Annotated in this window: 12 protein-coding genes; 5 read left to right on the top strand and 7 right to left on the bottom strand. The window is 36.2% G+C overall.

The window, feature by feature from the left end:
- Nucleotides 1-75: 75 nt before the first annotated feature.
- Together Anndu_RS15775 and dnaK are read right to left on the bottom strand one after the other, a co-directional pair.
- On the bottom strand, nt 76-1,038 hold the full coding sequence (locus Anndu_RS15775) for a DnaJ C-terminal domain-containing protein (protein WP_464102101.1): 963 nt from the start codon (nt 1,036-1,038) through the stop codon (nt 76-78).
- 113 nt (nt 1,039-1,151) lie between these two features.
- Entirely contained in the window at nt 1,152-3,266 is a 2,115-nt protein-coding gene (gene dnaK, locus Anndu_RS15770; RefSeq protein WP_464104128.1) for a molecular chaperone DnaK, read from the bottom strand.
- Between the two features lie 535 nt (nt 3,267-3,801).
- Here dnaK and Anndu_RS15765 point away from each other — a divergent pair.
- From Anndu_RS15765 to Anndu_RS15755, 3 genes are all read left to right on the top strand, one after another.
- Entirely contained in the window at nt 3,802-5,550 is a 1,749-nt protein-coding gene (locus tag Anndu_RS15765; RefSeq protein ID WP_464102100.1) for an AAA family ATPase, read from the top strand.
- 154 nt (nt 5,551-5,704) lie between these two features.
- Entirely contained in the window at nt 5,705-7,012 is a 1,308-nt protein-coding gene (thrC, locus tag Anndu_RS15760) for a threonine synthase (protein WP_464102099.1), read from the top strand.
- A gap of 175 nt (nt 7,013-7,187) precedes the next feature.
- The gene (locus Anndu_RS15755; RefSeq protein ID WP_464102098.1) at nt 7,188-7,463 is read left to right on the top strand and encodes a MoaD/ThiS family protein; all 276 of its coding nucleotides are present in this window, start codon (nt 7,188-7,190) and stop codon (nt 7,461-7,463) included.
- Between the two features lie 137 nt (nt 7,464-7,600).
- Here the strand turns inward: Anndu_RS15755 and ndhN are convergent, their stop codons facing one another.
- The 5 genes from ndhN to Anndu_RS15730 all read right to left on the bottom strand — a co-directional run bounded on the left by ndhN (nt 7,601) and on the right by Anndu_RS15730 (nt 11,421).
- Entirely contained in the window at nt 7,601-8,077 is a 477-nt protein-coding gene (gene ndhN, locus Anndu_RS15750) for an NAD(P)H-quinone oxidoreductase subunit N (protein ID WP_464102097.1), read from the bottom strand.
- A gap of 130 nt (nt 8,078-8,207) precedes the next feature.
- A complete protein-coding gene (locus Anndu_RS15745; RefSeq protein ID WP_464102096.1) occupies nt 8,208-8,723 on the bottom strand; it encodes a L,D-transpeptidase in 516 nt (171 codons plus the stop codon).
- Nucleotides 8,724-8,933: 210 nt separating this feature from the next.
- On the bottom strand, nt 8,934-9,566 hold the full coding sequence (locus tag Anndu_RS15740; RefSeq protein WP_464102095.1) for a bifunctional 4-hydroxy-2-oxoglutarate aldolase/2-dehydro-3-deoxy-phosphogluconate aldolase: 633 nt from the start codon (nt 9,564-9,566) through the stop codon (nt 8,934-8,936).
- An 89-nt stretch (nt 9,567-9,655) separates the two neighbouring features.
- Nucleotides 9,656-11,017 carry an FAD-dependent oxidoreductase gene (locus Anndu_RS15735; protein WP_464102094.1) on the bottom strand — a complete coding sequence of 454 codons (1,362 nt, stop codon included), beginning with the start codon at nt 11,015-11,017 and terminating at the stop codon, nt 9,656-9,658.
- A gap of 107 nt (nt 11,018-11,124) precedes the next feature.
- On the bottom strand, nt 11,125-11,421 hold the full coding sequence (locus tag Anndu_RS15730) for a hypothetical protein (protein ID WP_464102093.1): 297 nt from the start codon (nt 11,419-11,421) through the stop codon (nt 11,125-11,127).
- Nucleotides 11,422-11,649: 228 nt separating this feature from the next.
- Here Anndu_RS15730 and psbO point away from each other — a divergent pair, with 228 nt between their 5' ends.
- Both psbO and Anndu_RS15720 read left to right on the top strand, forming a co-directional pair.
- Nucleotides 11,650-12,480 carry a photosystem II manganese-stabilizing polypeptide gene (gene psbO / locus Anndu_RS15725; protein WP_464102092.1) on the top strand — a complete coding sequence of 277 codons (831 nt, stop codon included), beginning with the start codon at nt 11,650-11,652 and terminating at the stop codon, nt 12,478-12,480.
- A 130-nt stretch (nt 12,481-12,610) separates the two neighbouring features.
- Nucleotides 12,611-14,104 carry a GAF domain-containing sensor histidine kinase gene (locus Anndu_RS15720; RefSeq protein WP_464102091.1) on the top strand — a complete coding sequence of 498 codons (1,494 nt, stop codon included), beginning with the start codon at nt 12,611-12,613 and terminating at the stop codon, nt 14,102-14,104.
- Nucleotides 14,105-14,126 lie beyond the last annotated feature (22 nt).

Genomic DNA, 14,126 nt, shown 5'->3' with positions numbered 1-14,126 from the left:
ATAAATAAATTTTTAATGATTAAAAGTTTTTTCTGTTATGATAATTAATCATGATTGATTATTCATTGATAATTGTCAATTATCAATTGTTGAGGGTTTTCTTTGCCAATTGAGATCTTGACGGGGTTTAAATTGTTCTAAACTTCTAATTTGTTCATAAAGTTCTTTTTCTTGAGGTGTAATATTTTTAGGAATAACTACTAATATTTCTACTAATTGATCACCTCTTTTTCCGATTTCATTCGGATAACCCTTATTAGCTAATCTTAATCTTTGGCCGGAATTAACACCACTAGGCACGGTCATTTTCACCAAACCATCTAAAGTTGGCACTTCGATCGCACCGCCTAAAATCGCCTCACAGGGAGTAATAGGCACTTGACAAAATAAATCAAAACCCTGTAACTCAAAAAAAGGATGTTTTGCAACGGTAATAATTAAATAGAGGTCTCCCCCTTCCACCCCCTGCTCTTTGAGGCGAATTTTTTGACCGTTAACCATAGCCGGAGGCATTTCCACTTCCAGCGATCGCCCATCTTCAAGGCGTATTCTTTCCCGACCCCCCACATAAGCCTTTTCTAAGGGTAAACTTAATCTAGCCTCAATATCACGTTTGAAAGAGCGCGCAGGGCGAACTACTTTTTCTCGGCGAGTTGTTCCCTCACGATAGGCTTGGGCGTAGTCAGTGGGAATACGGGTACGCTCTTGAGTCGTGGTGCGGCCATTATTTCTGATTTGATCGACAAATTTATTAAATTCCCCAACTTGGGTAAAATCAGCAGTAGAGCCTTTTCTTTTACTACCGCCTTGTTGTTGCCATAAACGGCTAAATTGATCATATTGCGATCGCTTGTTCAAATCAGAAAGAACCTCATAAGCCTCATTAATATTTTTAAATTTTTCCTCAGCGATTTTATCCCCCGGATTAACATCGGGATGATAACGCCTTGCGAGACGGCGAAATGCCTTTTTAATTTCTTCAGGGGAGGCATTTTTTTGCACTCCTAAAATTTCATAATAATTTTGAACATTTGACATATTATTGGTTCTTAGTTATTGGTTCTTAGTTATTGGTCACTGGTCACTGTTCACTGGTCACTGGTCACTGGTCACTGGTTACTGCTCACTGGTCACTGTTCACTGGTAACGGTTTAAAACCAATCGTCATCCTCATCCCAATCATTTTCAGGGGGAATATTACGATAATTTTGAGAAGTTGAACGGCGGGGCGGGACTTCTGAATAAGAACGAGTTGATGGACGATTAGTAGGTTTTTCCCTGTTATAACTATTATTAGATAAATCTTGACGATAATTGTTATCAGAACGATAATTATTATTGCGAGAATAATTATTATTACGAGGATTATAACGATCGAAATCTTCTTCATCCTCATCGCCTAAAAAGGTTTTCTTAATAGTTTCTAAAAACCCTTCTTCTTTTTGCTCATCATATTGTAAACGCACCTCTCGATTTAATTCATATAAAATATCTTGCAGATCCGCTTCAGTGCGATCGATTGCTCTTTCATCATTGCGCTCCAAACTATCTAATAATTCTTGACATAAAACATCAATGCGCCTACGGTAATAACTGGTAAACTGTGAACCAAAATCAAGGGTAACTTCTTTTAAACGTCTTTGGGCTTGATCCGTTAAAGCCTTGGCTTTATTGCGTTTTTCTACCCTTTCCCTGCGTTGACGATCATCTTGGGCAAATAGATCCGCATCGTTGATCATGCGTTTAATTTCATTTTCGCTTAAAGTAGAAGTACCTTGAACCGTTATTCTTTGTTCCCTACCCGTAGTTTTATCTAAAGCCGATACCTGTAAAATACCATTAGCATCAATATCAAAAGACACTTGGATCTGGGGGATGCCTCTGGGAGCAGGGGGAATACCCGTTAACTTGAAACGGCCTAAAGACTTGTTATCACTAGCCATTTCCCTTTCCCCTTGTACCACATGGATCTCCACTAAAGTTTGATTATTGTCAGAAGTGGAGAAAATATCCGATCTTCTGACGGGAATGGTAGTATTACGGGGAATTAATTTTTTAGTCACACCGCCGATGGTCTCTAAACCAAGGGAAAGGGGCGTAACATCTAATAATAAAATATCCTTAATTTCTCCCCCTAAGACTGCGGCCTGAATAGCCGCACCCACCGCCACCACTTCATCAGGGTTAACATTTTGATTAGGTTGTTTATCAATAAAACTGCGCACCAACCCCTGTACCATTGGGATGCGACTTGATCCCCCTACTAAAACCACCTCATCTATTTGGACTGGACTTAAACCAGCATCTTGTAAAGCCCTTTTAATGGGGCGGCGTAAACGACTGACCAGATCACCGCATAACTTTTCAAAAGTAGCGCGATCTAACTGTGTTTCAATATGTTTAGGCCCTTCATCGGTAGCGGTGATAAAAGGTAAATTAATTTCCGTCACCGTCACCCCAGAAAGCTCAATTTTTGCCTTTTCCGCCGCTTCCATTAACCTTTGTAACGACTGGCGATCTTGACGTAGATCGATCCCTTCCGCCTCTAAAAACTTTTCTGCTAACCAGTCTACAATTCTTTTATCAAAATCAACCCCCCCTAACTGGGTGTCACCACTGGTAGACTTAACCTCAAATACTCCATCTCCCACTTCTAACACCGATACATCAAAAGTACCCCCTCCAAGGTCAAAAACTAAAATCGTTTGACTGTATTTTTGTTCTAAACCATAAGCCAAAGAAGCGGCAGTGGGTTCATTAATGATGCGTAAAACTTCTAAACCTGCGATTCTTCCTGCGTCTCTGGTGGCCTGTCTTTGGGTATCATTAAAATAGGCCGGCACCGTGATCACCGCGCCCGTTACTTCTTCACCTAAATAGCGTTCCGCTTCTTCAGCTAACTTTCTTAAAATAAAAGCCGATACTTCTTCAGGGGAAAATTCCTTTTTTAAACGGGGACAACGAATTTTAATATTACCAATATCATCACGCCGAATTGTATAAGCCACCCGCTTTGACTCTGGCTGTAACTCCCCATATTTACGCCCCATAAATCTTTTAATCCCATAAAAAGTATTTTGGGGGTTTAAAACCGTTTGTCGTCTTGCCATTTGACCGACTAATAATTCACCATCTTTATTAAAGCCTACCACAGAGGGAGTGGTTCTAGTGCCTTCTGCATTGGCAATAACCACTGGTTTTCCGCCTTCCATAATAGCCACAACGGAATTAGTTGTACCGAGATCAATTCCTACTACTCTACCCATTCGTCTAACTTTTAGCACTGAAATATAATTTAATGAATTTCTATTGTAACCAATAAGGTCTCAAATTTCAAAAAAATTGACAATTGACAATGATCTCTAGTTAAAAGTAGAGGCTTGAAAATAACAAAAAAATTTTTTTAGTTTTGCCCATTTTGCCGTTTTTAAAACTAATTAACTAATGGTTAATTATCTGATCAAAATAAATTATAATATTGATCATTTAAGCACTTTAGTTAAAGAGAAACTCCCTCTTTTCTTTAATTTTATTTGCTAATTTTCCACCAGTTTAAAGTTAATATACCAATCCTAAATCCCTTGGAGCAGATCAATTATTAGAAAATCAATTATTAGAAAAAAGACTGTTAAAGTCTTGTTACCAATAACAAAAGCAGAGATGACTTTATTTTATTGACGGCTTAAGCCAAAATCTTGACATCTTTTTTGATTTTTGCTTATCATAACTACCATACCACACAAAAATTGCATGATTGTTTTTCCCCCAACTAACAACATTTATATTTTTAAATCATAATTTATGCTTGAAAAAATCCCCGCCCACCGTAGACAAATTACTGACGATCTCAATAAATTATTGGAAATCTTACCTATTTCTATCAAAAATAATATTGAAAATCATCCGAAAAAAGACCAATTAATTGAAGTAATTTTAGATTTAGGTAGATTACCAGAAGCCCGTTTCCCCGATGAAGTTAGCTATTTAAGTGAAAATCCCGTAACCAAAGAAGAAATTAAGCAATGTGTTGAACAAGTCGGCACGTTTAGCGGAGATAATCGGGGTGGGATCGAGCGCACTTTACACCGCATCAGTGCCATCCGTAATCGCAGTGGAGAGATTATCGGTCTAACTTGTCGCATCGGCCGTGCCGTTTTTGGTACAATTACCATGATTCGTGATTTGGTGGAAACAGGTCAATCTATCCTCTTGTTAGGTCGTCCGGGGGTGGGTAAAACTACCGCTTTACGGGAGATTGCAAGGGTTTTAGCCGATGATCTCAAAAAACGAGTCGTGATTATTGATACTTCTAACGAAATCGCCGGAGATGGGGATATTCCCCACCCGGCCATTGGCAGGGCAAGAAGGATGCAAGTGGCACGGCCTGAGTTACAACATCAGGTGATGATCGAGGCGGTGGAAAATCATACTCCAGAGGTGATCGTGATTGATGAAATCGGCACTGAGTTAGAGGCACAGGCGGCCAGAACTATTGCCGAGAGAGGGGTTCAGCTTGTGGGAACGGCTCACGGTAATCAATTGGCTAATTTAATTAAAAATCCTACCCTTGCGGATCTGATCGGCGGTATTCAAGCGGTAACTTTGGGGGATGATGAGGCCAGAAGACGAGGCTCACAAAAGACTGTTTTAGAGCGCAAAGCACCCCCTACTTTTGCGATCGCCGTGGAAATGTTAGAGCGTCAAAAATGGGTAGTTCATGAGCAGGTGGCTCAAACGGTGGATCAACTGTTGCGCAATCATCAGCCACCGTTACAGGTGCGCACCATTAGCGATGAAGGGGTGGTGAAAATTACCACGGAAAATCCCGTCAATGTGGCTCAAAATTATCAAGATGAAAGTCCCATCATCTCCACTCCCATGTATCAAGGGGGATGGTCTAATAAGGGCAAGATGCTACCTTTAGCCCCCATTTCCCCTAAATCAGCCCAATCCCCTAAACATCAAGATTTTGAGCGTTTATTGACCCAATCTTGGCATACTCAAGATTTAATGGATCAGGATTTTGAATGGCACAATAATGGAGAATTCCCTCTTAAATTATATGCCTATGGAGTTAGTCGTCCTCAGTTACAAGAGGTAATTGAAATTTTAAATTTTCCGATTATTTTAACTAATGAAGTTAAAAGTGCGGATGCGGTGATTGCTTTGCGATCGCAGATCAAAAAAGATGCTAAGTTAAGACAAATCGTGAAAGTCCATCAATTGCCCGTTTACGGCATTAAGTCTAATAGTATTCCCCAGATCACAAGGGCTTTGAGAAGGTTATTAAAAATTGATGATCCCATCGTACCGGATCAAAAAGAACTCAGTTTATTAACTCGTAATCGTAACAATGACGAATTAGAGGCTTTAGAGGAAGCTCGGTTGGCGGTGGAACAGGTTGTATTACCTACGGGTCAACCCGTTGAATTATTGCCCCGCTCAGAAAAAGTCAGAAGAATGCAATATGAGTTAATTGAGCATTACCGTTTACAATGTGATACTTTTGGAGAAGAACCTAACTGCCGTTTAAGAATTTATCCGGCTTAAATTCTGCTTATCTCCATCAATTAGGGGTGAACAATCGTTGCCCCTTCAACGATTTCTAATCCCGACAAAAAAAGTCGGGTATTGTTGACAACAAAAATCAGCGATGTTAGTATCAATTGCAACGATAAAGATTAAACAAGAGGTAACAAATTTTATGACACAGGCATTAACTACTCAACTTTCCACTGGCAAGGCTTACACCTTCGATAAATTAGTTTGTAAAGAATGTGAAGCCGAATACGCCCCCGGCGCAACTCATGTATGTGAATTTTGTTTCGGGCCTTTAGAAGTTAGTTATAACTATGATGAGATCCGGCGGCGTGTTACTCGCCAAACCATTGAAGCTGGCCCTAACTCGATCTGGCGTTATCGTGAATTTTTACCTGTGGAAACGGAAAACCCCATTGATGTGGGTACTGGGATGACTCCTCTTGTTAAGTCTAATCGTTTAGCCCGTCGTTTAGGTCTCAAAAATCTTTACATTAAAAACGATGCGGTTAATATGCCCACTTTAAGTTTTAAAGATCGAGTGGTGTCTGTGGCTTTAACTCGTGCCAAAGAGTTAGGTTTTACTACCGTTTCCTGTGCTAGTACAGGCAACCTAGCTAATTCTACCGCAGCGATCGCCGCCCATGCGGGGCTTGACTGTTGTGTTTTCATTCCCTCTGACTTAGAAGCGGGTAAGGTTTTAGGTACTTTAATCTATGATCCCACTTTAATGGCGGTGGAAGGCAACTACGATCAAGTTAACCGTTTATGTTGTGAAGTGGCAAATACTCACGGTTGGGGCTTTGTGAATATTAATTTACGTCCCTACTATTCTGAAGGTTCTAAAACCCTTGGTTATGAAGTGATCGAGCAGTTAGGTTGGGAATTACCCGATCATATTGTGGCACCTTTAGCGTCTGGTTCACTTTATACTAAGATTTACAAAGGTTTTGAAGAATTTGTCAAAGTTGGCTTAGTGGAAGGTAAAAAAGTCCGTTTCAGTGGAGCACAAGCTGAGGGCTGTTCCCCCATCGCTAAAGCTTTCCAAGAAGAAAGAGATTTTGTGACACCTGTTAAGCCTAACACGATCGCCAAGTCTATTGCGATCGGTAATCCGGCCGATGGTATTTATGCACTAGAAACCGCTAAGAAAACAGGCGGAAATATTGAGTCTGTAAGCGATGCGGAAATTGTTGAAGGGATTAAACTGTTAGCGGAAACTGAAGGTATTTTCACCGAAACCGCCGGAGGTACAACCATCGCTGTGCTGAAAAAATTAGTTGAAGCAGGTAAAATTGATCCCGAAGAAAAAACCGTTGTTTATATCACCGGAAACGGCTTAAAAACTCAAGAAGCTGTACAAGGTTATGTGGGTGAACCCCTAACCATTGAAGCTAACTTAGCAAGTTTTACTCAAGCCTTAGAACGTGCTAAAACTTTAGAAAGATTAGAATGGAAACAAGTTTTAGTTTGAAAGTAAACTTTAAAAGTGTAACTTTAAAACTTGCTTGTCTATAGGGTTTAAATTGAACCAGTTTAAACCCTTAACCATCAAATCAAAAAAACAAAATGTTTGTTTAAATAAAAATAAACAATCGAAAGTTTTTTTGTCTAAATTTGTCCTTTATTTTGATTATTGTTATAAAAAAATGGCTGTTAAAGTATTAATTCCTACACCCTTACAAAAATATACTAATAACCTTGCGACAGTTGAATGTCAAGCTAGTAATATCAAAGAATTATTAGATTCTTTAGAAGAAAATTTTAAGGGAATCAAAGAGCGTCTCTGTGATGAAAATGGCAATCCTCGCCGCTTTTTAAATATTTATGTTAATAGCGAAGACATCCGCTTTTTAGAAGGTGTTGAGACTGTTCTTGAGGATAATTTTGAAGTTAGTATTGTTCCGGCCGTTGCTGGAGGCTAAAATTCAGTTTGTAGAGACGTAATATATTACGTCTCTACTTAAAACCTCTATTTTATCGTAATTTAAAAAACCAAGTTTTTGTGTGATCTTAAACTTGGTTTTTTTGTCAACGGATAACTGTCAATTGTTAAAATCATTTAAGCCGCAATTAAAGTTTTACTTAATGACTGCCAAGTAAAAGTGCGATCGCCGCCTAATTCTAAAACGACTTTTAAACGTGGTTCTTGTTGTGTTAAATTAACTAAATATTCCCTTTCTTGAAGGTCTAAAACATAACCTTCAATGATCCATAATACCAAACCCTTAGATTTAGTGGGTAAATTTTCCAATTGATAACCTGCGATCGGCGGAACAAAATGAACTTGACCCACCATTGCTTCTTGACCAATATTTTTTTTCCCTAAGTGGGGAGGGCGTACCCCGTGAATACCCATTAAATAAGCACTTAAATCACCTAAACCCCGTGCAGTTAAACTAAAAGTAGTATAACCGGCCGCGCGTAAACGGCGTTGATAACGCCCCTCATAACCGCCTTCTAAGGGACAGTAAACCCCTAAAGCACCAGAAGACTCAAGTTCACGAATAAATTTTTTACCTGTTGTGATTAAAGCCATATTTTGTTTTTTGCGATATTTACAAACTTAATTATAACAAATATGACTATTTTGTATGATATTGTTTGAGTCAATTTTTTTACTTAATAATTGACTATTTATTACTTATTACTTAACTTAGGTCAAAAGTCTAATAATGGATGACCACAGGAGTGCCAATACTTGCCCAATTAAATAACCATTCGGCATGATCAACGGCTACATTTGTACAACCATGACTCATTTGTGTGCCAAAATTGTGATGCCAATAAGCTCCATGTATGGCATAACCAGAATGATAATACATCACAAAAGGCACATCCGGCACATCATAATCCTCTCCAACCATCCGATCGACTGGTCTTTTTTGTTGAATGGTAAAAACGCCCGGAAAGGTTGGCGTTTCGTCTCTTCCGGTGGATACTAAAATTCCATAGACGGATCTATTACCTTCCCATGCGATTAATCTTTGAGTGGTCAGATTAATTTCAATCCAACGCTGTTGAGCTTGTCTTAATTCTGTCATTCTTTGTTCCATCACATTGGTATTCATCGCTGTTATTTGATCGGCCATAACAGGGGTGGCAAGATGATTGAAAGTTATACCTGTAATGATTAATGATAGACTGGTTAACACTTTTCCTATGTTTTGATAATGATATTTCATAAGTGATCAACCTCACAGAGTTTGAAGGATTTTTACAAAACTTTTGTTCAAAATTTTTGTTTTTCTTTGATACCTAGATCAGACGAAAATTACAACAATTTGTTTTATTTTAGTAAGATGCAATTCCCTGTTGATTAATATGTAGGGTTTGAATTGATCATATTTCTTATTATTATACACACATCTTGATTTTGACAAATTATGATTTTTTTATTGCAAAGATTCTTTAAGTTTTGTTGCAATTTTTGTAATTGCTTCCCAATTTTTTTCTTGAATTAATGTTTTTGGAAATAAGTTTCCTCCTAAGCCAACTGCGATCGCACCGGCCTTGATCAATTCTGGGGCATTCTCTACCGTTACGCCTCCCGTGGGGATCAGGGGCAGATCACCAAGGGGTGATCTTAAATTTTTGAGATAGTTTGCCCCCCCCACCGAGGCGATCGGGAATATTTTAACGGCTGTTACGCCCATTTGCCAAGCGTTGATGATTTCTGTGGGAGTTAAAGCCCCCGGAATGATGGGAATTTGATAGTGATGAGCTTTTTTGATTAAATTAAGATTAAGATGGGGAGTAAAAATAAATTTTACGGATGAATTAATTGCATTAGTTAAATCGTTTTCTGTTAAAATTGTTCCTGTTCCAATCAAGCATTTAGGTAATTTAAAAGTTAATTGTTTGATTATTTCAGAGGGATTATGACTATTCCAAGTTATTTCAATTAAATTAATTCCACCTTGAGCCACTGCGATGGCCATTTGTAAAGCCAGATCAACATCATTGGCTCTGATCACGGCAATAACTTTTTCTTGTTTAAGAATTTGTAAAAATTGATCATTAGTCATTAGATTATTTCATTAAGGCTAAAGCCTTATGCTATAAAAATGAAGCCTGTCTGCGAAGGCAGACTTTGTATAGGGCAAAAATTTCTTTATCAAAATGGTATCATAAATAACTTAGATAAAAAATAAAAAATAGATATGATAAAAACTAGAAAAATTAATAATAATTGTTGATCCTGTTTTTTCTGCAAAATGCCAAGATCTTTAAAATTAATTTCAGGATTATTAATCATCATTAAAGCAGGTTTTTTAAAGATAAAAGGTAGTAGTTTATTTAAGAAAGAAAGCAGGATCATTTTAAAAATAAATAAAGTATTACTCGCCCTTTTATTGTTACTAAAACCAATTTCTGAAAGTCTAGCAATCTCATCAGTTTGAGGTTTTCTAATTTTAGTATATTCAGGTAAAGCTTTTGTTATATCTTGATTATGTTGATCTAAAATATCAGCAAAAACCCCACAACTTTCTAAAGCAGTATTACAGCCCTGCCCTAAAGAAGCCCAGATCGAATGGCCAGCATCACCTATTAAAACGGCACAATTTTTAACATCAAATTGACTGCAAATAGTGGTAAAACCTCCATAGGATGTTTTTTGATCTAAAATATATTTACTAAACTCTAAAGGGATAGTTTTATTACTAAAAATATCGGGAAAAGTTGACTTAAATAAATGTTCAATATCTTCATGAGTTTTGAGATTATTAAAAGTTTTTTCCCCTTTTTCTGGCATAATTAAAACGGCCGTTAATGTGCCATCGGGATCGGGGGGAGCGGCGATAGTTAAAGGATGGGTTTGATACCAAACATGAAAACATTTTCCCCAACTTTCTTGCCCATTAATTAAATTTTTTGCTTCTCCTAACTGACAAATTTTAAACATCATATTATCACAATTTTGTTGATAGGAAAAACCGCTTATTTTTTCCTTCATAATTGCTCTAACTTTACTAAAAACACCATCCGCACCTATTAATAAATCAAAAGGGGTGCTTATTTCTTGATCGAGATTTTGTAGAGTGGCAATTTTTTGATCAAAATCAATATTAATTAATTCGTGGGAAAAATAATGCTCAATTTCTTGAGCATATTTAGTTTGGGCTTCGGTGTATAAAGATTGGGCTAAAATATTACGTTTAATGGAAACATTTTTGGTAAAAGCTTTGCTTTTTTTGACGGTTTTTAAACCATGTCTAACATTACCTTCTAAAATGACAATTTGTGACTCAGAAAGTTTAACTTGAGCCTTTTCTAAAGCTTTTAAGCCTCTAGGGGAAAGGATAATATTATAACTTTTTCTAGTTAAAGATGATTGAAAAAATTGATAATTTTCTCTTTTTTCATAAACCTTAACTTGCCAACCCCTTTGAGCCAATAAAATGGCCATTAAATTACCTGTAGGCCCTGCTCCAATAATAATAGCTGTTTGTTTTGTTTGTGGTAAATTATTATTCATTATTGGTTATTTGTGATTAACAAATAAGTTTTTTAGATTCCATTTTATAAATCAAGATAAGATCAATAAGTGTTAAACTATTCCCACAAATGACCAATGACAAAAACTTATTCTTCCATTTTTTCATAATTAATAAAAAATTCTTGTAACCTCATGCGGGGAATATAAGGCCAGCCTCCAGACTCATCAATTTCTTTTAATAATTGATACAGTTTTTGACGGTTATTAGGCAAAGAAGGCTCAAAAAGTTCTTCTCTTATGTCTCGGTGTATTTCCTCGAGCGATCGCAGGATCAATAATATTTGCCATAGATCATCATCACAGCCATTGGCCAAAGCCAAAAACTGTTGTTTAAGCTCATTTAAAGAGGTTTGTAGTAAATTTTGATTTTCGTTGATTGACATAATTTGATATAAATATTCTAAAGTTATACGATGATTCTTAAGTTAAGGACGTTGTATTAGATAATAAACAAAATAACCGATCACCTAAAGTTGTATTTTAACTAAATATGAACTTTTGTTGAGACTTTGAGTGGTTAGAGAGACTGTGATCCCTGATTACAGTATATTGTTAACTATTGTTAACAAAAAAACTATCAGTTAAATATAATAAACCCAATCAGATCAATCATGAGATATCGTGCCTTAATTGTTACTTTTTTCGCCTTCTGTTTAGCTGTGTTAACGGCTTGTAGCACTCCTGCTAACAGTTTAAGTAGAGATCAACTAACCTACGATCAGATCGTTAATACTGGTTTAGCCAATGTTTGCCCTCAACTAGCTGATACAGTGCGTGGAACTATTCAACTAGAAGCGGAGAAAGAATATCGCTTAAGTAACTTGTGTGTACAACCACAAGAATATTTTGTTAAAGAGGAGTCTGCCAATAAACGCAAAGCCGCAGAATATATCCCCGGAAAAGTTGTCACCAGAGAAACATCTTCTCTTGATCAAGTTGCCGGAACTATTAGCGTTGCTTCTGATGGTAGTCTTAAATTTACAGAAGAAGATGGAATTGATTTCCAAGCTATCACTATTCAACTCCCCGGCGGTGAACAAGTACCTTTCTTATTCACGATGAAACAGTTAGTGGCTACTACTAAGCCCGGCCCTTTAGAAATTAATTCTTCTACTGATTTTACTGGTAAATTTAAAGTTCCTTCCTATCGTGGTGCGGTATTTTTAGATCCTAAAGCCAGAGGGACGGCTAGTGGTTATGATAATGCGGTAGCCCTTCCTGCTGGATCAGATGCTAACGAGTTAACCCGTGCTAATGTTAAACAATTAGTCACTGGCGTTGGTGAAATGTCTTTAAAGATCACTAAAGTTGATCAAGAAACAGGTGAGATCGCAGGAGTATTTGAAAGTGAACAACCTTCTGCTACTGACTTAGGCGCTGAAGATCCTGAAGAAGTAAAAGTCAGAGGCATTTTCTATGGTCGTATTGCGCCTAAAGCTTAATTTTTAGAAGCTTTATTGAATCTTTATTTTTTTGATTCCGTTTATCTCCAATTTATGTAAAATAAAAGGTATTAGCTAAAACTAATACCTTTTTTGATCAGTTTATAACTTTTTACTTAAATGATCACCTATGGAATTATCTAATCTAAGTTATGAGCAGTTATTAAAAGTTGCCACTGAACAACAAAAAGTAATTGAAAGTCAACAAATTTTAACAAATATCGTTGATAAGATTTGTAGTTCTTTAAATTTAGATTTGATTTTTCGCACAACTACGGAAACAATTAAAAATTGGTTTAAAGTTGATCGGGTAGTAATTTATCGTTTTAATGAAGATTGGAGTGGGGAATATTTGTTTGAATCTGTTAATGATCAACATAATTATTTTCAAGTTTTAGCTCAACAATGGTCACAATTAGAATTAAAAGATAATATTAGTGAATGTAGTTTAAAAAGGTTAACTTACCTGACTATTGATGATACATATTTACAAGAAACTCAAGGCGGAAATTTTACAAAAGGCCAAACTTTTCGAGTTTGTCATAATATTAATCAAGCCGGATTTTCTGATTGTTATTTGCAAATTTTAAATAAATTACAAGCTCAATCTTATGTGATTTGTGGCATTTATCAAGAACAAAAAATCTGGGGTTTATTAGCGGTTTATCAAAATAGTTATGCTCGTCACTGGCAAAATTTTGAGGTTGATTTATTAACAAGAATTGCTAACGAGTTAGGAGTAGCTTTATATCAAGCTGAATTGTTAATTAAAAACCAAAAACAAGCCCAAGAATTGAAAGAAGCTTTAGAGAAAATTCAACAAACACAAACCTATTTAATTCAAACGGAAAAAATGGCAGATTTAGGCCAATTAGTGGCCGGAGTAGCTCATGAAATTAATAATCCGATTAATTTTATTTATGGTAATATTGATCATTTAAAAAACTATAGTCAAGATTTATTACAATTATTAGAATTATATAATAATTCTTATCCTCAACCTCAGCAAGAAATTATAGATTTTAAGGATGATATTGATCTGGAATATCTAACAGAAGATTTACCAAAAGTTCTCAATTCTGTTGAAATTGGAGCGCAAAGAATTAAGGAAATTGTGTTATCTTTATGTTCTTTTTCCCGTTTAGATGAAGCTGAAAAGAAAGCGGTTGATCTTCATGAAGGCATAGATAATACGTTATTAATTTTACAACATCGTTTAAAAGCGAAAGATACTCACCCGACAATTTCTATTATTAAAAAATATGGTGATTTGCCTTTAATTAAATGTTATGGAACTCAATTAAATCAAGTATTTATGAACATTATTAGTAATGGAATTGATGTATTAGAAGAACATAAAATTCAAGAGCCAACCTTAATTATTGAAACAAAATTAATTAATAAAAATGTTAAAATCACAATTACTGATAATGCCAATGGCATGACTCAAGAAGTAGTAAAAAAAATTTTTGAACCATTTTTTACCACTAAACCTATTGGTAAGGGAACAGGTTTAGGTTTACCGATTAGTTATCAAATAATAGTAGAAAAACATAATGGAAGTTTAACTTGTTCTTCCCAATTAGGTCAAGGTACTACTTTTTCTATTTCTATTCCCCTCTAAATCTAAAACTATATTTTAATTG

Source organism: Annamia dubia NIES-4383 (assembly GCF_055394725.1).
The sequence above is the reverse complement of the archived record's forward strand: the minus strand, read 5'-3'. Positions and strand labels throughout refer to the sequence as shown.

What these genes read in the sequence shown, in the direction of transcription:
- Anndu_RS15775 (WP_464102101.1), bottom strand. Translation starts at nt 1,038, where the DNA reads ATGTCAAATGTTCAAAATTATTATGAAATTTTAGGAGTGCAAAAAAAT.
- dnaK (WP_464104128.1), bottom strand. Translation starts at nt 3,266, where the DNA reads ATGGGTAGAGTAGTAGGAATTGATCTCGGTACAACTAATTCCGTTGTG.
- Anndu_RS15765 (WP_464102100.1), top strand. Translation starts at nt 3,802, where the DNA reads ATGCTTGAAAAAATCCCCGCCCACCGTAGACAAATTACTGACGATCTC.
- thrC (WP_464102099.1), top strand. Translation starts at nt 5,705, where the DNA reads ATGACACAGGCATTAACTACTCAACTTTCCACTGGCAAGGCTTACACC.
- Anndu_RS15755 (WP_464102098.1), top strand. Translation starts at nt 7,188, where the DNA reads ATGGCTGTTAAAGTATTAATTCCTACACCCTTACAAAAATATACTAAT.
- ndhN (WP_464102097.1), bottom strand. Translation starts at nt 8,077, where the DNA reads ATGGCTTTAATCACAACAGGTAAAAAATTTATTCGTGAACTTGAGTCT.
- Anndu_RS15745 (WP_464102096.1), bottom strand. Translation starts at nt 8,723, where the DNA reads ATGAAATATCATTATCAAAACATAGGAAAAGTGTTAACCAGTCTATCA.
- Anndu_RS15740 (WP_464102095.1), bottom strand. Translation starts at nt 9,566, where the DNA reads ATGACTAATGATCAATTTTTACAAATTCTTAAACAAGAAAAAGTTATT.
- Anndu_RS15735 (WP_464102094.1), bottom strand. Translation starts at nt 11,017, where the DNA reads ATGAATAATAATTTACCACAAACAAAACAAACAGCTATTATTATTGGA.
- Anndu_RS15730 (WP_464102093.1), bottom strand. Translation starts at nt 11,421, where the DNA reads ATGTCAATCAACGAAAATCAAAATTTACTACAAACCTCTTTAAATGAG.
- psbO (WP_464102092.1), top strand. Translation starts at nt 11,650, where the DNA reads ATGAGATATCGTGCCTTAATTGTTACTTTTTTCGCCTTCTGTTTAGCT.
- Anndu_RS15720 (WP_464102091.1), top strand. Translation starts at nt 12,611, where the DNA reads ATGGAATTATCTAATCTAAGTTATGAGCAGTTATTAAAAGTTGCCACT.